This window comes from Holdemania filiformis, assembly GCF_003459085.1.
In the GTDB taxonomy this organism is placed as follows: domain Bacteria; phylum Bacillota_I; class Bacilli_A; order Erysipelotrichales; family Erysipelotrichaceae; genus Holdemania; species Holdemania filiformis.
The window spans coordinates 1-20,192 of sequence record NZ_QRUP01000035.1 but is presented as its reverse complement, the minus strand read 5'-3'; the positions used below and the strand labels follow the sequence as shown (position 1 = coordinate 20,192).

General features: G+C 49.2%; 13 protein-coding genes. All 13 read left to right on the top strand.

Annotated elements, in window-relative coordinates; translation table 11 throughout:
- Nucleotides 1–119 precede the first annotated feature (119 nt).
- Nucleotides 120–314: a hypothetical protein gene (locus DWY25_RS17330; RefSeq protein ID WP_117896351.1), complete on the top strand. Its 195-nt coding sequence runs from the start codon at nucleotides 120–122 to the stop codon at nucleotides 312–314.
- Between the two features lie 133 nt (nucleotides 315–447).
- Nucleotides 448–3,363, top strand: coding sequence for a leucine-rich repeat protein (locus DWY25_RS17325; protein ID WP_117896349.1), 2,916 nt, complete (start codon nucleotides 448–450; stop codon nucleotides 3,361–3,363).
- A gap of 1,276 nt (nucleotides 3,364–4,639) precedes the next feature.
- Complete coding sequence (locus DWY25_RS17315; RefSeq protein ID WP_117896345.1) at nucleotides 4,640–5,524, top strand: hypothetical protein; 885 nt, start codon at nucleotides 4,640–4,642, stop codon at nucleotides 5,522–5,524.
- Nucleotides 5,521–6,231 (top strand): polyphosphate polymerase domain-containing protein, encoded by a 711-nt coding sequence (locus DWY25_RS17310; RefSeq protein ID WP_117896343.1) that lies wholly within the window; start codon nucleotides 5,521–5,523, stop codon nucleotides 6,229–6,231. The genes DWY25_RS17315 and DWY25_RS17310 overlap by 4 nt, the downstream gene beginning before the upstream one ends.
- 16 nt (nucleotides 6,232–6,247) lie before the next feature.
- On the top strand, nucleotides 6,248–6,925 hold the full coding sequence (locus DWY25_RS17305; protein WP_117896341.1) for a DUF4956 domain-containing protein: 678 nt from the start codon (nucleotides 6,248–6,250) through the stop codon (nucleotides 6,923–6,925).
- Between the two features lie 11 nt (nucleotides 6,926–6,936).
- On the top strand, nucleotides 6,937–8,484 hold the full coding sequence (locus tag DWY25_RS17300) for a CotH kinase family protein (protein ID WP_117896339.1): 1,548 nt from the start codon (nucleotides 6,937–6,939) through the stop codon (nucleotides 8,482–8,484).
- 21 nt (nucleotides 8,485–8,505) lie between these two features.
- The gene (locus DWY25_RS17295) at nucleotides 8,506–10,686 is read left to right on the top strand and encodes a hypothetical protein (protein ID WP_117896337.1); all 2,181 of its coding nucleotides are present in this window, start codon (nucleotides 8,506–8,508) and stop codon (nucleotides 10,684–10,686) included.
- Between the two features lie 10 nt (nucleotides 10,687–10,696).
- Complete coding sequence (locus DWY25_RS17290; RefSeq protein ID WP_117896335.1) at nucleotides 10,697–11,956, top strand: HEAT repeat domain-containing protein; 1,260 nt, start codon at nucleotides 10,697–10,699, stop codon at nucleotides 11,954–11,956.
- Nucleotides 11,953–13,383 (top strand): glycosyltransferase family 2 protein, encoded by a 1,431-nt coding sequence (locus tag DWY25_RS17285; RefSeq protein ID WP_117896333.1) that lies wholly within the window; start codon nucleotides 11,953–11,955, stop codon nucleotides 13,381–13,383. Before DWY25_RS17290 ends, DWY25_RS17285 begins: the two co-directional genes overlap by 4 nt.
- Nucleotides 13,380–15,245 (top strand): metallophosphoesterase family protein, encoded by a 1,866-nt coding sequence (locus DWY25_RS17280; protein ID WP_117896331.1) that lies wholly within the window; start codon nucleotides 13,380–13,382, stop codon nucleotides 15,243–15,245. The genes DWY25_RS17285 and DWY25_RS17280 overlap by 4 nt, the downstream gene beginning before the upstream one ends.
- A 1,027-nt stretch (nucleotides 15,246–16,272) precedes the next feature.
- Nucleotides 16,273–17,562 carry a sensor histidine kinase gene (locus DWY25_RS17270; RefSeq protein ID WP_117896327.1) on the top strand — a complete coding sequence of 430 codons (1,290 nt, stop codon included), beginning with the start codon at nucleotides 16,273–16,275 and terminating at the stop codon, nucleotides 17,560–17,562.
- Entirely contained in the window at nucleotides 17,559–18,326 is a 768-nt protein-coding gene (locus tag DWY25_RS17265; protein ID WP_117896325.1) for a response regulator, read from the top strand. The genes DWY25_RS17270 and DWY25_RS17265 overlap by 4 nt, the downstream gene beginning before the upstream one ends.
- A 514-nt stretch (nucleotides 18,327–18,840) precedes the next feature.
- Complete coding sequence (locus DWY25_RS17255) at nucleotides 18,841–19,899, top strand: GGDEF domain-containing protein (RefSeq protein ID WP_181981895.1); 1,059 nt, start codon at nucleotides 18,841–18,843, stop codon at nucleotides 19,897–19,899.
- The last annotated feature ends 293 nt before the right edge of the window (nucleotides 19,900–20,192 follow it).

The window sequence follows — 20,192 nt, the reverse complement described above, 5'->3', positions numbered from 1 at the left end:
AATCAGGAATACCCTCCAGGCAAGAAACTGACGAGGGGTTCTGGAAGGCTTTGCCTTTTAGAATGATGCTTGCATCATTTTTCTTGGCATCTTAGAATAAAAGAAGAAGGGCTGTGGAAATGAAAATCATCGCCAGGGACATCAATCCTTGCGAAAAACGAATGAGAGTCTTACATTTCCATGACTTTGCATGGGACCCAGGCGCAACTCAAAAAATTCCGTGTATAATAAAATTAGAAAAGAAACAAAGTGATCCTGCACGCGAAAGTGACGGCTTGATGCCGGGAAAGCAGATTTCAGAAAACAGAATTTGACAGCTTGAAGATCTCTGCAAAAACGGATTCCGTCCGGGTGTTTTTGCGTATTCTCAGGATGACGGGATGGAACGTTCAAGCTTTATGCCGAAGGAATGCATAAATCGCTTAGGTGAAAAGGAGGGATATCATCATGAAGAAAAGAAAATGGCAAGGGATCATCAGCAGCGGACTAGCGCTGGGATTGTTCTTCTCACTGCAGCCGGTTTCAGCTCAGACGCTTGCGAAAGAAGGAACGGGTCAGGAATTGTTTGGGACGGTCTCGGAACACTTCGGCCTGGATGCCGGGATCAGCCGGATGGAGAAACGAACGGCCCGGCAAACCGAAGTGACGATTGCTTCCTTTGATCCGCTGGCCCCAAAGGTTGCCGAACAAACCGCTGCGGTGGGAACGGCCCAGTCAAAGCTGAATCTGCCGGACACGTTGTCAGGAATGGATTCAGAAGGGAAGCCGGTAAAGGATATTCCGGTTACGTGGAAATCAGCCGGCGATCCTTACGATCCGGCGACACCGCAGGATTATATCTTTATTGCTGAACTGAGTACCGGCTACGTTCTGGCGCAGGATGCTGAGCTGCCGGAAATTATCGTCACCGTGACCGGCTTTGAGCCGACGACGCTGCCTGAAAATTATGTGCGCGTTACTGTGAAGGCCGGCGAGCTGAAAACCAAGGTGGAAAAGGGGCAGGTTCTTCCGCAGAACATCGCAGCCTTATTGATTGAGGGTTCGCTGAACGAAAATGATTTGCAATATATTCGCGAAAACTTAAAGAATTTGAAAACACTGGATCTGGAGAAAACATCGTTGACCGCGATTCCGAAGTCCGCCTTCCAGAACATGGCTTCTCTGGAAAACGTTGTTCTGCCATCGTTGGCAACCGCGATCGGAGAACAGGCGTTCAAGGGTTGTGAGCATTTGACATCGGTGAATCTGTCAAAGGTGGAGAAGATCGGGACTTCTGCTTTCAAAGGCTGCACTAAGCTGGGCGAAGTGGATCTGACGCAGGTCACATCGCTGGGCGCTTCCGCCTTTGCGGGCTGCACGACGCTGAGCCTGAAGAACGGTGCACTGAATACCAATCTAAAAATGATCGCGGATCATGCATTCCAGCAGAATACCAGCTTAACGCAGATCGATCTGTCGCATATTGAAACGATCGGCGCGAACGCTTTTGAAGGCTGCATTAAGCTGGGCGAAGTGGATCTGACGCAGATCACATCGCTGGGGGCTTCCGCTTTTGCGGGCTGCACGGCGCTGAGCCTGAAGAACGGTGCACTGAATACCAATCTAAAAATGATCGCGGATCATGCATTCCAGCAGAATACCAGCTTAACGCAGATCGATCTGTCGCATATTGAAACGATCGGCGCGAACGCTTTTGAAGGCTGCACCAAGCTGGGCGAAGTGGATCTGTCACAGGTCACGTCGCTGGGAACTTCCGCCTTTGCGGGCTGCACCCAGCTGAAGCTGAAAGCCCAGACAAACCTGAATCCAAATTTAAGCACGATTGGAAACTGGACGTTCAGTCAATGCCCGTCTTTGACGCAAGTCGATTTATCTCATGTGAATACTCTGGGCGAACAAGCCTTCGCGGATTGCGCCGGCTTGAGCGAGGTGGATCTGTCAAAGGTTGCTCATCTGGGCGCTGGTGCGTTTAAAAATTGTTCCAGCTTGCGGATGGTGGGAATGCCGGAAAACAAGCCTGACTGGGGCAGCCAGCCTTTTGAAAATGTCCCAGGCCTGTTGCTTCTGTTTGAAAATGGCAAGACCTACTCTGATTGTTCTGTTTTCCCAAGCGGATCCTCGGTTCCGGTTATCGAAGGGAAAGACATTAAAGCTGGAGAAACGTTGGAATTGGCGGTGAAACCGCAGCTTAACGCCAGCCTTACCTATCAATGGAGCTTTAACGGAAAGCCGCTGTCGGCGCAGACGAATCCGACGTTGAAAATTGATCAGGCGCAGGTCAGTCACAGCGGAACCTATCAATGCGACGTGACATGGGGAACGTTAGTTCAGCGGGCGGAAATAAACGTGAAGGTGACGGAAATTCCGAAGCCGACGCCAACTCCGAAACCGACGCCGACGCCGCAGCCAGCGCATGATCACAACTATGGACCGATGCAATCCGATCCGACATGGCATTACCGCGAATGCATCGACGGCGACGGCGCGAAGGCTGAAATCGCGGAGCACACGCCGAGCGAGTGGATCATCATTGAAAAAGCAACGGCGACCAAAGCCGGAAGCAAGAAGAAAGTCTGCACTGTCTGCGGCAGACAGCTGGAATGGCAGGAAATTCCGGCGACGGGTCCGGAATATGCGCAGAAGACACTAAAAGCCAAAGACAACAAGCTGCAGATCAGCGGCGAATTTGCGGCGAATTCCAGTCTGACTCTTTCTGAAGCCTTGCCGCATAAGCAAGGCGAATGCGAGGCCTGCGATGCGATTCGCGAGCAGCAGGAAAAGACCGGCTGGCTCACGGGCAGCCGCCTGCAGCTGAAAGCGGGAAAGTACCGCGGATCGCTGAGCGTTGAAATTCCAATTGACAAAAAGGACGGAACCGAGCTGACCGTCTGGATCTGTCAGAATAAGAAATTAGTGAAGGAAACGAAAAAAGTGAAATCCGGAGTGATTACCCTGACCGTTGAAAGCTGGCCGGATTATATCGGACTCTCTGAAGCTCCAGTTCAGATCAGCGGACTGCCGGGATCCTTGAGTTTAACTGTCGGTGAACAAACGACGCTGAAGCCGCAGCCTGCCGGAGGGAGCTGGGAATATGACCAATCTGTTCTGGAGATCACCGCGGGGCAGGACAGTTATACTGTAAAGGCGCTGAAACCGGGTGAAACGACGATCACCTATTCAGCGGAGGGCGTTCCGTCGAGTCTGAAGGTCACCGTGACAGAGAAAGCGGCAGAACCTGAACCGGAAGCGAAGAAAAAAGGAAGCATCGTTCCGTTTGCGATCGGAATTCTTGTCTTCGCAGCGGTCGTTCTGATCGGCGGCGCCGTGTTCTTAAAGCGGCAGATCGATCAATCGCAAGGCTGATTTAAACTAGAAGTGAAGATTGCCCTGGCAAACGCCAACTCAGCGGTGCATACAGGACAAAGAAATTCAGGGTAAAAACCTGGAATAAAAACAAGGCAGCGGGAAGTGTAAAACCATCTCACTGCTTTTTTTGCGGCGATCAGTTGGAGCGGATTTCCCGCGGCGGGCAAAAAAGCGCAGGCGTGAACTTGATTCTGCTTTCCCAGGCAAAACGTCCGCATTTTCTTTTGCTGCGTCATGGAACAGCTTCGCAATTTTTCCGGACCGGCTGGGTTGCAACAGTTATCACTTTCTGGACGGCGATCCGCAGACTGTGAATCCTTATCGTCACGATTATTTCAGCTGTTATACACGCGCGGAATTCCGCCTGGAATAAACGCAGCGCCATCATCACGAAATATCCGGATTCCTCAGGAAAGTTTTTTTGCGCCAACGCGAGCCTCAGTTTGTAACGGGTTTGTAACGGGAGATGTGTTAAGATAATACCCTCTGGAAAGGCCTGTTTTAGGTCTGGTAGACGCTCTAAAGCCCGTAGATTACGGTATTCTATTTTTTGAGATTCAAAGTTAAAAATCTGTTTCATTAATAAAAGAGTGAAAGAAGTATGAAGAAATTTGCTTAAAAACTGATTAGAAATGAAGACCATTATGGATTTAGATTATTTTAAATAAACGATTGACACAAGTGGTTTTATTGCGGGAGATCCGGGATTATGGTAGGGCAGCTAGATGTTAAAAGATATTGCCAGGCCTAAGCAAATAAGAATTACGAATCGCAGGATCGCGCTAACTTCTTGAAAAATACTGGAAATTCATTTATATTTAGTAAAAGGTTATATAAAGTATTCTTTTGGTTATTTTTAACCGAGAGAGAAAGATGAGCTGGATGTTAGCAGGAAAAGTGAACTATACGCAGGGAAGTAAATCAGGATAGTTCTAAAGCGAATTATTACCGACATTGCGCCTCTCTTTCTGAAAAGACTATCGCAATCAAATGTAGGATAGATTAAACTTATAAGGAAACTTGTCAAGCTTAATACAAAAAGACGTGCTTTAAAAAGATAAGTTGACTGGCAAGGCATGAAGGAATGAATCAGATCATAGCATGATTGGAAAATGATGAAGAACATTTGTCACATAATGTTTACATTTTGTGACAGTGTCTGGGAGACTGGATAACTATAAAAAAACGGGAAAATTCCCGTCATCCAGACTAGAAAGATCGATTTCTGAAAGAACGCAAAAAGCAATCTTTTCATGACAGAGGGGGGGATTTTATGAAAAAAATGACATGGGGAATCGCGGTGTTCGCGGTTTTGGGAATCAGCCTCATGTCCTCTTTACACTTTTTCCGTTCGACTGCAAACAACAGTTCGCCCTCGCTGCGCCGGGGGATGTTCGAATGGCAGGAGGAACGGGTGAAAGATCGGAATGACGTTAACGAGCTGATTGGAAAATTTCAGATTACCGATTGGTATCAAGAGCTGAGCGTTCCGGTTGACCGCAAAACGACAGCCGCTTTCGTCAGTCATCTGCATCAGTCAGAGGTAAAAGCCTACGCGCTGGTCGGGGAAACGGAGTGGGGCTATGAGGCTGACGGGGCATCCCTGATTGCATATCTGGAAGAACTCGTCCGGTATAACACCGGGGTGAAGCCGGCGGAGCGGCTTGACGGCGTCATGGTTGATGTGGAACCGTACACCCGTTCACGTTGGAAAGAAGATCCTGCCAGGCACATGGAAACCTACGTTTCCGGTATGATCGAAGCTTATCGCTACGCGCAAAAGCACGATTTGATCTTCATCGCCTGCATTCCCCGTCATTACGATGACCAGGGGTTGACGGAGCTCTTGGAAATCCTGATCCGGGATGGCTGCGATGAGGTGGCGGTTATGGATTACGACTGCGGAGCAGAGGCGGAAAAGCTTGAAACAGAAGCGCGGTTTGCCGAGAAATATGATAAAGTCCTGCACTGTATTCTGGAATTTCAGCGTGTCGGTAAGCATGGGCTGACGGAAGACAAGACTTACCGCAACAAGGGGCTGGCCGCGGCAGAGGCGGCTTGGAATCAAGTCGACCAGGCGTTTCCGTCGATCAGCATCGTCCACGATTATCACTGGTCAAAGCCGTTGATTGAAATGATGGAGGAGGAAAACGAATGAACGAGGTACTCCGGCAGGAACGAAAATTTCTGATATCAGCGACGCAGCGGGCTCGTTTCGAGGGCCAGCTGGATGCGCTGCTGCACCAGGATGCGCATAACGGCGATCTTATGCAGGGCGGCTATCAGGTGCGCTCGTTGTATTTCGATACGCTGAGCGACCGGGATTTCAACGCGAAGATGGACGGCGTTGAGGAACGGCGAAAAATGCGCCTTCGAGTGTATCATCCGCAGGATGAAATCGCCTTTCTGGAAATGAAACAAAAGCAGGGCTCTAATCAGCTCAAGCGTTCGCTGCCGATTAAGCGCGAAGACGCTCAGCGGCTGATCGCTGGGGATTTCACTCCGTTGTTAAACTATAAGGAGGCGTTCGCCGCCGAATGCTACGCCATATTAAACCGCGAACATTACCTGCCGAAAACGGTAGTCGAATATCGCCGCAAGGCCTATGTGCTGCCGGAAAACAGCATCCGCATCACGCTGGACAGCGATATTCAGGCTAACGAATTCCATTATGATATTTTTGATCCCGAACTGGCGATGGCGCCGGTACTGGATCCGTGGAAAACCATTCTGGAAGTCAAATACAATCACTTCCTGCTTACCTACGTGCGCGACATTCTCCGCAGCTGCAACCAGAGTGAATTGTCCGCGAGCAAGTATTGCATGGCGCGGCGGATTGGGCTGCGGTACACTGAATTTTATTAAAAGGGGGTAATTACAAATGGGTTCTTATTTATCGAATTTAATGCAGCAAATCGAGGCGCTGAACGCCAGTCAGATTCTGGCACAGATCCTGATTGCGATCGTGCTGGGCTTCGTCATTTATCTTTCTTATTATCTGGCGCATGCCGGCACCGTTTACAGCCGCAAATTTAATGTCAGCCTGGTCGTTTTGACCGTGCTGACGACGGTTGTTATGACGGCAATCGGCAACAACGTCGCACTGTCGCTGGGCATGGTCGGCGCGCTTTCCATCGTGCGTTTCAGAACGGCGATCAAGGATTCCCGCGACACTGTCTATATTTTCTGGGCGATCGTCGCCGGTCTGTCTTGCGGCGTCGGCGATTATATGACGGCGGGGCTGGGTTCCGCCGGGGTCTTTCTGGTCCTGTTAGTGCTGGGCCGGATCAAGAATGAAAACCGCATGCTGCTGATCGTGCGCGGTGCGCGCAGTACGGAAGAACGGATCATGTCGGTCATTACGCATTATTTTGACGGACGTCTGGATTTGCGGGTCAAGAACACAACCCGCGACACAATTGAACTGATCTATGAAATACCGCGGAAAACCTATGAGAAGAACCTCAAGAAAACTTCGAGTATCGATGAGGAATTATACCAGATCGAGCATATTCAATATGTGAATATCGTCGCTCAAGACGATGATATCAGCAGCTAGAGGTCCGGCGTATGCGTAAACGGACAGTGGCCTGGCTGACCTTGGCAGCCGCGGTCGTAGTCAGCGGTGCCGCCCAGCTGACCTTTGGAAAAATGCAGACACGGATTCATCAGCACCGCGAAGCGGCGCCTGCCTATAATCCGGAAACAGCACTGAACTGTATCCGGGAAACGGAAACCTCAAAGTATCAATATGACGAAAATGCAGTGGATGTGGATCAGCTGAGCACGCACCTGCCGCTGGTGATCATTGAGACGGATGAGGAAATTCCAGGAGTTCCTTATTATGACGATGACCCATCTCATCGAAAGATGACGTTGACGTCAAGCGGCGAGGAGTTTCTGGTTGCGAATATGAAAATTATCAATCAGGATGATAAGCTGAACACACCGCAGGATCCGCCTTCATTGAAGACGCAAATCCGGATTCGTGTGCGCGGCAACACTTCGCGCTGGTTTGACAAGCAGTCTTTTGCGATCAAAACGATTCATCATAATGGAGAAAATAAAAAAGTCTCGATGATGGGGATGGAAGCGGATCATGACTGGGCGCTGCATGGCCCTTTTCTGGATAAGACGTTAATGCGCAACTATGTTGCGATGAACCTGGCTGGCGAGCTGATGGACTATGCGCCGGACGTCCGGTTCTGCGAGGTGGTCATTAACGGCGAATACCGCGGGGTGTACGTCATGATGGAAACCGTTAGTACCGGAAAGGGCCGGATCGAAATCGAGAAGCCGAATAAGACGCGAAATGTTACCGGCTATATTGTGGAGCTGGATAACGATACTCAACCGGATCCGCTCAGCGAGGCGAAAAACTTCACGAAATATACGCAGATTCTGCGTAAAAACGCTTTCTTTGATATTCGCTATCCCAAGAATGAAGCCTTAACGCTTCCATTGAAGGATTATATCGAGCGAGATCTCAGTCGGTTTGAAAAAGCGCTGTATTCCTTTGATTACGACACGCAGCGCTATGGTTATAAAAATTTCATCGATGTTGATGAATTCGTTGATTATTTCATTCTGATGGAGGTTTTTGTGCAGCATGACACCGGGAATCTTTCAACATTTTTCTATAAAGATGTCAATGGAAAATTTAAGCCGGTAGTCTGGGATTTCAACAACAGTCTTGGCAATGTCTCTGAAAGTTCCGATGACGATTATCTGATTCGCCAGTTCGTGTCCGTTCAGGCGCCGTGGTTCACGATGCTGATCAAGGATGAGGACTTTATTCATCAGGTGATTTACCGGTACCGCCAGCTGCGTGCAGGGATTCTGAGCGATGAACGGGTATCAGCTTATATTCAGGAAGTCGTCGATTATCTGGGACCGGCGGTTGACCGGAATTTCGCGGTCTGGGGCTACAGTTTTGATCCGGGGAATCTGGATAAGCGCAACAAGCTGTCGCCGGAGGAAAAGAATCCGCGCTCCTACGAAGCGGCAGTGAAGCAGTTTCATGACGCGTATCTGGAGCGGCTGGCCTGGCTGGATGAAAATATTGAGGTGCTGAAGCAATATTGCCATGAATCGGCAGTTAAGAAGTATAACCATTGAGCCGGAAGGAGGAGAGAACACATGAAAAAATTTATTATTGCCTGTACTGTGATCGTGATGTTCGCCGCCGGGTGGCTGTTTTTGTCCTCCCGTATCGGGATGACATTTCAATGGGAAAGCTTGCGAAAAACGTCGGTAGAGACATTTACAAAAGTGGAGGGCAAGACGATCCTCGTCGACCAGGGTCAGGGACTAGCGCCTTTTGAGATCCGCGGCGTCAATCTGGGAAGCGGGATTCCGGGTCATTTCGCGACAGATTACGCGATTGACAAGGAAACCTATTTACGTTGGTTTGAGGAAATCCAGGCGATGGGCGCCAACTGCATCCGCGTTTATACGCTGCTTCAGGATGATTTCTACAACGCGTTCTGGGAATACAACAAAGACCGTGAACAACCGTTGTATTTAATCCACGGCTTGTGGGTGAACGATTATACGTTATTCTCTCATCGCGACGCCTATGATCCGGACTTCATGAATACGATGATCCAGGATAGCCGGACGTTAGTCGATATCATTCATGGAAACAAACGTTTTTCTTTAGGGGAAGGTCTGGGCAGCGGCTCTTACAACCATGATATTTCGCAATGGGTTCTGGGTTATATCCTGGGCGTGGAGTGGGAAGACACGACGGTAGCCTTCACGGATCACATGCAGAATAAGAAAAATCAGTATCATGGAAAATACATGACGACCACGGACGACGCGACGCCGTTTGAAGCAATGCTGGCGCAGGTTGGAGATAAAATCATCGAATATGAAACGCAGACCTACAAAGCCCAGCGGCTGATCGCGTTTGCCAACTGGCCGACAACGGATCCGCTCGAATGGGATTCGCTGGTCGAATACTACTTCCGTAAATTTGAACAGGTTGACGTCGAGCATATCCAAACGACTGACCGATTTCTTTCGGGCCAGTTTGCGTCTTATCATGTTTATCCATACTATCCTGATTACTATGGATTTATGGATGTCATGGACATTGAGGTTAAAAACAAGCAGGAGTTTGTTGGTGCTGACGGTGTCTTCAATTCCTATCGAGCATATCTGACAACGCTGAACGATTATCATACAATGCCGGTCGTCATTGCGGAATTCGGCGTGCCGAGCTCGCGCGGACGGGCGCAGAGCGACCGCAACACCCAGCGTGCCCAGGGCGGTATGTCCGAGGCCGACCAGGCAGAAGCCCTGAAAACCTGTTATCAGGATATCATGAGCGCCGGCTGCGCGGGATCGATCGTTTTTACGTGGCAGGACGAATGGTTTAAACGGACTTGGAACACAATGGCTTATACCGATTTGACGAAAACGCCGTATTGGAGCGACGTTCAGACCAATGAACAATTCTTCGGCGTACTTGCCTTTGATCCGGGCGATGAAAAAAGCGTCTGTTATGTCGACGGCGACGTGAGCGAATGGACCGCGGACGATCAGATTCAGCTGACGGATACGCCGTACGGACAGCTCTCACTGGCCTATAAATACGATGAAAAATATCTGTATCTGTACGTCAATAAAGAAAATTATAATCCGCAGACAGATAAACTCTGGATTCCGCTGGATACGACACCCAAGACCGGGAGTAGACGCTGCGACGGCATCGCGCGGTCGTTTGAGCGGCCGGCCGACTTTGTGCTGATCTTAGATGGGATGGAAAACAGTAAGTTGGTCGTACAGAAACGCTATGAAGCGCTGCGGGCCATTTACTCTCATCGTGTGTACTTTGAAGACGCTTATCTCAATGTTCCGCCGAAGGATACCTCAGAATTTGTCGACATCAATCTGGTGCTGCAGATTCCGGATGATCCGCATGACGAATTGGCAAACGTTAAAATCGATGTGGCGGAAACTTATCCGACCGGTCTGCTTCGCCATGGCAACGCGAATCCGGAAAGTCCTGATTTTGATTCGTTAGCCGATTTTATGATTCAAGGCGACACGATTGAAATTCGTCTGCCGTGGTCGCTGCTGAATTTCCTCAATCCATCCGAAATGATGATTCACGATGATTATTATGAGCATTACGGAATCGAAGGTTTAAAAATCAGTGAGATCTATGCCGGAGTCGGATTGTCAGCCGACGGTGCAACGCCGATTCCGATGACCGATCTGCCGCTTAAAGGCTGGGGCCGGTATCCGACTTCGCATGAACGTCTGAAGCAAGGCTATTTCGCGATGCAGGATATCTGGGCAGGAAAGTGAGGCGGCAGGCATGGTAATCCGGATTGATTATCTGATTTATGTTTACATGACGCTGTGTCTCTGCATGCTGGCGTATAATCTGTTTTACTTAGGAAAAAACAAATGGATGCAGCGGAGAACAGAAAAACAAATTCAAAACCAGGCACGCCGCCTGCAACGTTTTTTGTTATTCCCCGAGAAAACTTCTTCCGATGTGGATGAAAAAATAAAGAAAAAATTGAAACGTACACACCAGCTGGTCATCCTGGAAGGAACGGTGGAAACGCTGGAACAGAATCCGCTGACGGTAAAACCGCTGCAGGCCTGGCTGCTGACGCTGAAGCCGGTGTTTACGGAGCTGATTGATGTTTATATGAAGAAAAGCGTGATGGAGCGTTCCTATTTCGCCTATCTTGTGACGCGCTTTGGATTGTGCGGGCAAACTTCCCATGATCCGATCGCATCGGCAATGATCCAGCTAACGGCCGTGTCTTCCATCTACTGCCGGGAGAATGCGCTCACCGCTTTGTACGCTCATGGCAGTATCGAGCAAATCGTCAAGGCGTACCGCGTCCTGGCACGGCATGAAATTGAGCATAGCCGCAAAATGGTGACCGATGGGCTGCTGGAATTTCATGGCGACCGGGAACAGCTGGCTGAAGCTTTTTGGCAAAACTGGGATGAATTCACACCACACTATCAGGTCGCGTTCATCGATTTTATCCGTATGGTATCCGGGAATTTCCGGGAAACTTTATATCCGCTGTTGTCGCAGCCGGAGACGGATCGGGAAGTGACGTTCGCAGTCATGCGCTATTTCCGCAAATATCCTTACCATCCGGCCGGGGATGTGCTCCGGCAGATTGTCAGGGAATGGGCAAAGCGGGATTGGGAATACGCGGCGATAGCGGCGGCATCCTTGGAAAGCTATCCGGAGATGGAGACGATCAAGGCCTTACTGATCGGCGTGCAGAGCGATAACTGGTATGTTCGCGACAATGCTTCCGATTCGCTGCTGCGACTGGCGAAACCGCTGGCCATTCTGGAAATGATTCGACAGATGAATGATTCCTACGGACGGGATATGCTGCGCTACAAAGCGCTGAGCGCAGGTCTGATCCAGCTGGAACCAGAAACGGAGCAGCTGGTGCTCAGCACCGCCTCTGATCCATCCTTAAAAGAAGAATCGCCAACTGTACTGGCCGGCTGGCAACGGCTGGCTGGAACACAATCTCCTCCGGCATCGAAAGAAGCGCTTCCGTCTTTGCAGGAATGGGAGGATGAAAAATGATTGAATTTATAAAAACCTTTTTGTTCTGTGTCGATGTTTTCTTCGTTGTTTATTTATTCGGATACAGTACGTTTTTATTCTTGTCAGTGATTGTCGGCTCTCTTGATTTATATCAAAAACGCCGCGACGATGAGCTGAAAAACAACCTGAAACGGAAGTTTTTTATCCCGATCAGCATTCTGGTTCCTGCTCATAACGAGGAAACCACGATTGTGGATACGGTCTGCACGCTGCTGAGGCAGGACTATCCGCTGTTTGAAATCGTGGTGATCGACGACGGTTCCACCGATGAAACCGCTCAGCGCATGATCGACTATTTCCAAATGCGGAAGATCGAACGGCCGATCCGACGTCAGCTGCGCTGCAAGCCGGAAACCGCGATCTACGAAGCGAAATCCAACAAGATTCAGCTGACGCTGATCCTGAAGGAAAACGGCGGCAAAGGCGATACGCTGAACATGGGCATCAACGCTTCCCGTTTCCCCTATTTTATCTGCATGGATGCCGATTCGATGCTACAGAAGGATTCGCTGTTCGAGATTGCCAAGCCGGTGTTGGAAAATGATAAGGTCGTGGCCTGCGGCGGACAGGTGCGGATTTCCAACGGCGTAGAAATGGTTGACGGCGAGGTTACAAAATATTCTCTGCCGAAACGGATGATCGTCGCGATGCAGGTGCTGGAATATGACCGTTCATTTCTGGCTTCACGGATTTTCATGGATCACTTCAACGGGAATCTGATTATTTCCGGCGCATTCGGCCTGTTTCAGAAAAAAATGGTAATTCTGGCTGGCGGCTATGATCCTTCAACGATGGGCGAAGATATGGAACTGGTCGTGAAGCTGCATGTTTTCTGCCGTGCCAATCATTTGGATTACAGCATTCGCTACGCTCCGGACGCAATCTGCTGGACGCAGGGACCGGGGAATCTGCTCGATCTGATGAAGCAGCGGCGGCGTTGGCATATCGGTTTGTTTGAAAGCTTGACGCATTACCGATACGCAATCGGCAAGAAGGAATACGGTTTGATGGGAACGATTTCGTTTCTGTATTTCTGGCTGTATGAGCTGATGTCGCCTTACATTGAAGTCTTCGGCCTGTTTACCATTGTTTTATCGTATTTTGTTAATCTCATCAACGTTCCGTTCATGCTTTTGTTCTTCGCGGTGTACGCCGGTTTCGGCTGTCTGCTGACCATTATCGCATTCTTTACCCAAATCCATACCCGGCACATCCGGCTGACCTTTCTCGACGTTATTCGCACGATTCTCTTGAGCGGCTTTGAATTAGTCGGTCTCCGGTTTATCCTGATGCTGGTGCGGATGAACGCGCTGATCGGTTATCGCCGGAAAAAGAATGTTTGGGGTGATCTGAAGCGATATACGCATAACCGCCGGGAAACACAGGAAGGAGGGAGTGAAGGATGATGAACAATTCTAGACAGGAACGGCTGAAACTGATTCTAGGTACAGTGTGCGCTCTGTTTCTGATTGGCTTTGTCCTGGTCTTCGGAGTCATGACGCGGCAAAGTTATACGGAGAAGGAACGCAACGGTACATTGAAAACCATGGCGCAGGAACACACGGTCATGTTGGTAGAAAGCGGACGGACATCCTGGCGCTATTGGGACCATGGCGAAAATCCCGATCCTTCGGCAAGTCTGCGGTGGACTGAGCCGGATTATGACGATACCGCCTGGAAGAGCGGGACCGGCGCCTTCGGCTCCCATTACGGTCAGCTGGAAAAAATGGTCAACCGGAAAGCGCCGCGCAATCTGCTGAGTTATTATCTTCCGGATCAGCGAGCCATTCCCGTTTATTATTTCCGCACGGAATTCGATGTTGGAGATCTCGGCAACGTCCGGTGTCTGACTGGTAAAATTCATTATGACGATGCGGTGATGATGTATCTCAACGGCGAGCTGGTGTATGCTTCGAATATTCCTGACGGCGGGTATACTGCGGAAAATCTCTACGGTTCATCTGCGCGCGTAGGCGAAGTGGAAAATGATATCTTTGTTATCAATAACCTGAATTCGCTGAAGCCAGGCCGCAATGTTCTGGCGGTTGAGCTGCATCAGCGCGACGAGACCAGTTCGGATATTTATTTTGATCTTGAGGTTTTGGAAACCTCCAGCGAAACCTCGCTCAGTCAGACGCTCGACTTGTCCGGGTTGATTCTCGAACAAGGTGCGGAGCACGATGAAGTGATCGTCAACTGGCTGACGGAGAACAAGGGAACCTATGAGCTGATCTGGGCGCCGGGTAACGATAAAAGTGCGCTGCGCACTCCGGCTGGCCGAAAGCTGATGGGCGGACGGAAGACGGGCGTCGGCGGAACGTTCAGCTATCACGGCAAGCTGAGCAGTCTGCCGGAAGGGCAGTCGTACGTGTATCAAATTGTGGATTTGCAGCATAACCTCAGCTCAGAAGTTTTATCGTTCAAAATTCAACCGGAACAACCCTTTACGTTTGGGTTTGTCGGCGATGTTCAGATCCGGACGGAACATCTCGAGGAGAATCAGGCCGGCTGGGAGAAAGCCGTCGATACGCTGGCACAGCTGCGGCCGGATCTCAGCTTCATTTTGACTGCCGGCGATCAGGTCAACAGCAGCGACAATGAGAAAGCGCTGGAGGAATATCGGGCTTTCCGCAGTCCGGCCGCGCTGAAGCAGATTCCGGTTACGGTCAACATCGGCAACCATGAGGGCAATACGGACTTGCTTGAAAGTCAATTTGAACGGCTGAAGAACGGTTCGGATTACTATTATGATTACGGCGATACTTTGTTCTATGCGCTGAACTGTATGGATACGGATACGCAGGCGCATCTGGACAAACTCAGCCAGACGATTACGCGTCACAAGCCGCGCTGGGTGATTGTAACAATGCATTATTCGCTGTTTGGCAGTAAAGACCGGTCGGATAATGAAAAGGTCATGGCTGCCCGCGATGCGTACGCCCAGGCTTTTTCAGATCTGAATGTCGACGTTGTGCTTTCGGGGCATGATCATTATTACAGCCGTTCCCTGCTGATACAGGGGGAGACGGCAACCGGCCGGCAGGAGGGACGGAAGCGCCGTGGCGATGTCTTGTATGTATCCGGAGGAACGCCGAGCGGCAGTAAGTTCTATGAACTGAAAGACGAAACACCGGATTCTGTCGCTTTCAGCATCTCGGAACAGGAAGCGACGGTTTCCCTGATCACGATTTCCGGAAATCAGCTGATTTTGGAAACCTATGCCGTTGACAGCCGGGAATTAATCGACCGGTGTGAATTGAATAAATAAAGGCGTGTTGAAGGACAGCTCCGAAAATGAAAAATGTGCGGATTTCAAAAGCTAACTATTAGGAATGTGCTTCTCAAAAGAAAGAATAAAGCAATAACTTTTTAGAATTATATGAAGCTAAAGAATTTTAAAGCGATGGGATTCATTGCTTGGTACACACTGAAAGGACGGAGGATTCGGGAGAATAAATTGAAAATGACCGATACCTTGAACGAGATAATGAAAATGATGAAACAAACTCAAATGCGTTGAAGTGAGGAAGGATGAATTGTATAATTAGCTCAATGGAAAAGCTGAGCATTCTCTGAAAGTGAGGTCTTCTTTATGAAAACAAAAACGGGTTCTGACCGGATCTAGTTTGATGAATTGCTTCCTGAAGAAGCCCAGGCTATCCTTCTGTATCATTCGATCCTTCATACTACTTATCGTTATCTGACTCTGAAAGACTGGGGGATTCCCCCTACCGTTTGAAGAATCGCTGCAGAAAGAATTGAAACGATGGTTTTACACGAATGATTAGTTTCCCTGCGCAGCGCAATGGGAGGCTCAGCATCAGTTGAAAGCGGACAGATGTTATCCGAGTTTGCGACGAAACAGATTCAGGAAGCAATAGAGAGAAAATGTTGGAATGAAGGGTATGGCGTTATTCAAGTAAATCCAGCGTACACAAGTCAAATTGGTCGCGCGGCGCGGAATGGGATATCAGAATTAAATAGAAATGCGGTTCTTCAGTCTGTCCAAAGATAACAGCTTCCAGAGGAGAAAGCTGGAATTCGAGGCAGAACGAACTTGAAGAACCGCGAGATAAAAAATACATCTGAAGGAAGAAATCTTCGATCAAGTCTTGAACTCTGGAAGCGGAGGGAGAGAAGGAAGAGATCTTAAATCAGGAATACCTTCCAGGCAAGAAACTGACGAGGGGTTCTGGGAGGTTTTGTCTTTCAGAATGATACTTGCATCATTTTCTTGTTCGTTCTGTTATAATGGTCTCAAATCATGAAATTGAAGAAACAGGGGTGGAGCGGCTGTGGATAATTTCTTAATTGCCAATATTGCGCTGGATCTTTTCTGCCTGATTTTATCCCTCATCCCGATCATCTATCTTGGAAATGATTATCGCTGGCATCAGAAATTAAACCTCTATTTTATGGGCATCAGCGTTTCCAACGGATTGATGATTATCGGCGATCTGGGCGACTGGTGCTTCCGGGAGATTACGACTCCATTTTTAATGATCGTGGTTTCGCTGCTGACAGTCCTGTATTATGCCAGCTCCGCCTTTGTCCTGTATTTTTTTGCCCGTTATATTAACGAGTATTTGGAATTGAAGCGCCCGGCAAGAACAATTTTTCTGTGGATTATTACGCTGTTATGCAGTGTACAGATTTTCTTCGCGGTGATCAGTCCATTCACGGGAGCGATTTTTACCATTACCGTCGCCGGCTATCAGCGAGGTTCGCTGTTCGCGATTTCACAGCTGGTACCACTTTTATGTTACTTGTCGTTTACCTGGCTGGTCGTTCTGCATCGGAAAAAGCTCAGCCGCCGTGAAGTGATCTTCTTTTTGTTGTACATCTTTATTCCGCTGGGCGCTGGGGCATTACAGATGTTTATCCGCGGGATTGCGGTGGTGAATGTCGGCGTAACGCTGGCGCTGTTGTTTATTTTTGTCAATATTCAGTCCGAGCGTGATCTGTTGATTAGGCAGCAGGAAAAAGAATTAGCGGAATCCCGGGTTGAGATCATGCTTTCCCAAATCCAGCCGCACTTTCTTTATAACACGCTGACGACCATCCGCCAGCTCTGCGACGTGGATCCCGATCAGGCAAAAGCGGCGATCCGGGATTTTTCATTGTTTTTGCGCGGAAATATGGATTCGCTGGAAAGCAAAGCGCCGATTCCTTTTGAACAAGAGCTTCTTCATGTGGAAAATTATCTGGCGCTGGAGCATCAACGTTTTCAGGACCGGCTTAAAGTGGTTTATGAAATTACGGCGCGGGATTTTTCGATTCCTTCGCTCACGCTGCAGCCGGTTGTGGAAAACGCCGTGCGTCATGGCGTATTACGAAGGGAAGAAGGAGGCACCGTTACCATCCGGACGGAGGAAACGGCAGACGCTTACCTTGTAACAGTTAGCGACGATGGTTTGGGTTTCCCTGATAAATTAGAGGGGGAAGACAATCAATCCCATATCGGAATTAAAAATGTGCGGGAGCGGCTGCGCCTGTTATGCGGCGGGACGCTTACGCTGCGGAGTACGCCCGGCAGGGGGACCGCGGCCGCCATCACAATTCCCAAGGAAGGAGCAACGTTATGAATTATATCGCAGTCGACGACGAGCCTTTTGCCTTAAAAGATCTGGAAGAAGCGCTGGCGGAAACGGCTCCGGACAGTGTGCTGCAAGCGTTCAGCATTCCCAGCCAGGCGCTGGCCTATGTCCGTGATCATTCTTTCGACGCCGCGTTTCTGGACATCGAACTGGGGAGCATGAACGGACTGGTGCTGGCAAAACAATTGAAAGATTTGTGTCCGCGGGCGCATATCATTTTTGTTACGAGTCATGAACAATATGCACTGGGCGCGATTCAGATGCACGCGACGGGTTATCTGTTAAAACCGGTCACAGCAGAGGCGCTGCGCTGGGAACTGACCTTTGCCTATGGCGAAACGATGCAGCGTAAGCGAGTGCGGGTTCAGACCTTCGGCGGCTTCGATATTTTTGTGGATGGACATCCAGTTCCGTTTAAACGCGCAAAATCAAAGGAACTTCTGGCTTATCTGATCGACCGTCGCGGCGCCAGCGTGACGGCGGCCGATGCCTGCGCCGCTTTGTGGGGCGACGCTTCAATTGACGCCAGTAAAAAAGGCTATTTCCGGATCGTTGTAAAAGGATTGCGGGAAGCGCTGCAGGCGGCAGGCATTGAAGAAATTTTGCTGCGCTCATGGAACAGCCTCGCAATTCTTCCAGATCGGCTGGATTGCGACAGTTATCACTTTCTGGACGGCGATCCGCAGGCTGTGAATCGTTATCGCCACGATTATCTCAGCTGTTACGAATGGGCGGAATTCCGCCTGGAATAAACGCAGCGCCATCATCACGAAGTATGCGGCTTCCTCTGGGGAGTCTTTTTTTTTGCGTGCAACGCGAGCCCCGGTTTGTAACGGGTTTGTAACGGGGGATGTGTTAACATAAAAAAACGAGGTGACAGCGATGCGGATTTTAGTCGTGGGCCGGCATAAAATAGATCCGGGTATGCAGATCAACAGATCAGACGAAATCTACCTAGAATATCAAAAGACTCAATTGAAAGCGAACGAGTCTGTGGAAAGCCGGACTGATAGATGCAATCTGACCTCGTTAGACTGTAAAATTTTTTACAGCGGAATTATTTTTCAGTGACGTCCGCCTGCCGGAACTTGGCTGGAAGACCGTATGGAAAATACGGACAGGGTTAAAACAGAAGTTTTCAGAACACTTATGAATCGGAAAATCTGTTTTCTTCCCTGAAAATCTGCATCTATTGATTCGGATGAATCGATGACGTCTGAAAGTTATCGTTTTTTGCCATTCATTGAAGCGAAGGAGAAAACCAATATGAATCCAACAACACAGGAATCAGATAAAAAAAACCGGGCGGTGAAACGCAACGGTAAGTCCCGGGAATCATTTGAACCGGAAAATCAAGCGCTGCAAGACAACTCGGAACGTGACTGGCTGACCCAGCTGTATAAACGCGAGGCCATGGAACGATTGTGCAACGCCTGGCTGCTTGCCAAACAAACCGGCACGTTCATTCTTATGGATCTGGATAGCTTCAAGCGCATAAACGATCGGTATGGTCATATTACCGGTGATCAGGTTCTGCAGAAAGTGAGTTATGTGCTGACAAAGATGCTGCCGGGCGACAGTTTGATCGGGCGTGTAAGCGGCGATGAATTCGCAGTGCTGCTCAGCGGACAGGATGAAAAGAAATCCGAACAGCTGTGCACGCAGCTTCGCCAGCGTTTGCGGCACCTTCATCTTCGCGAATGCCTGGATCTGCGGCTGGACCTTACGATAACGCAAACGGCCAGAAGACCAGATGATACGTATCAAAGTCTGTATGACCGGGCTAATCAGCAGATCCGAGAGAAAAAATCCGGACATAATTCTGAAAGGCAGAATCAGGCGATGGAATTCAAGCTGCGGGAAGGAAACGGCGGAGTGACAATCGATATGAAATTAATTGCTTCCGAAATGCGTGAAAACCCAACCCGTCCGGGTTCCTTCTGCCAGGATTATGAAACCTTTAAAGCCATTTATCGTTTTGCCGAACGAAAAATGTGCCGCTCTCAGGAATCGGCGTATCTTCTTTTATTTACCCTGACGGACAACATGGGCGATTTTCCGGCGTTGTCGCAGCGGGATGAGGATATGGATATTCTGGGCACGGTTATTCGCGATCAGCTGCGGCTGGGAGATGTTTTTACACAGTACAGCAGCTGTCAGTACCTCGTTCTGGTTTCCGGATTAACCGTTGATAATGCGGACAAGCTCGCGGATCGGATTGCCGGAACATTTTATCAGAAACACCAAGACAGCGGTATGCATAGCGTATTGCATTACAGCTATCCACTGCAGCCGACCCGGGTCGAAGTAAAACAGAAGAAATAAAAGAAGCGGATAGGTTCAGACCTGATTATCAGGCTTGTTTATCTTGGCATGACAGGAAATTTTAATGGGAGAAGGGATGATTTCAAAAGCATCGAATTGATCTTTACTTTCCATAATGAAACCGGATAAAGGAAGCCGCGAAACGATAATATCCCTGATTATAATTTCCAGGTATCAGCTGGTTTTGGAAACTTGGGCGGCTGAGGCCGGGAATGGATCAATTTTTGTGAACCGAGTAAGTAAGAGGCTGTGACAGATAAGGGATAGGAAAAAATAAAAAAATGCGTAACTTC

What these genes read in the sequence shown, in the direction of transcription:
- DWY25_RS17330 (WP_117896351.1), top strand. Translation starts at nt 120, where the DNA reads ATGAAAATCATCGCCAGGGACATCAATCCTTGCGAAAAACGAATGAGA.
- DWY25_RS17325 (WP_117896349.1), top strand. Translation starts at nt 448, where the DNA reads ATGAAGAAAAGAAAATGGCAAGGGATCATCAGCAGCGGACTAGCGCTG.
- DWY25_RS17315 (WP_117896345.1), top strand. Translation starts at nt 4,640, where the DNA reads ATGAAAAAAATGACATGGGGAATCGCGGTGTTCGCGGTTTTGGGAATC.
- DWY25_RS17310 (WP_117896343.1), top strand. Translation starts at nt 5,521, where the DNA reads ATGAACGAGGTACTCCGGCAGGAACGAAAATTTCTGATATCAGCGACG.
- DWY25_RS17305 (WP_117896341.1), top strand. Translation starts at nt 6,248, where the DNA reads ATGGGTTCTTATTTATCGAATTTAATGCAGCAAATCGAGGCGCTGAAC.
- DWY25_RS17300 (WP_117896339.1), top strand. Translation starts at nt 6,937, where the DNA reads ATGCGTAAACGGACAGTGGCCTGGCTGACCTTGGCAGCCGCGGTCGTA.
- DWY25_RS17295 (WP_117896337.1), top strand. Translation starts at nt 8,506, where the DNA reads ATGAAAAAATTTATTATTGCCTGTACTGTGATCGTGATGTTCGCCGCC.
- DWY25_RS17290 (WP_117896335.1), top strand. Translation starts at nt 10,697, where the DNA reads ATGGTAATCCGGATTGATTATCTGATTTATGTTTACATGACGCTGTGT.
- DWY25_RS17285 (WP_117896333.1), top strand. Translation starts at nt 11,953, where the DNA reads ATGATTGAATTTATAAAAACCTTTTTGTTCTGTGTCGATGTTTTCTTC.
- DWY25_RS17280 (WP_117896331.1), top strand. Translation starts at nt 13,380, where the DNA reads ATGATGAACAATTCTAGACAGGAACGGCTGAAACTGATTCTAGGTACA.
- DWY25_RS17265 (WP_117896325.1), top strand. Translation starts at nt 17,559, where the DNA reads ATGAATTATATCGCAGTCGACGACGAGCCTTTTGCCTTAAAAGATCTG.
- DWY25_RS17255 (WP_181981895.1), top strand. Translation starts at nt 18,841, where the DNA reads ATGAATCCAACAACACAGGAATCAGATAAAAAAAACCGGGCGGTGAAA.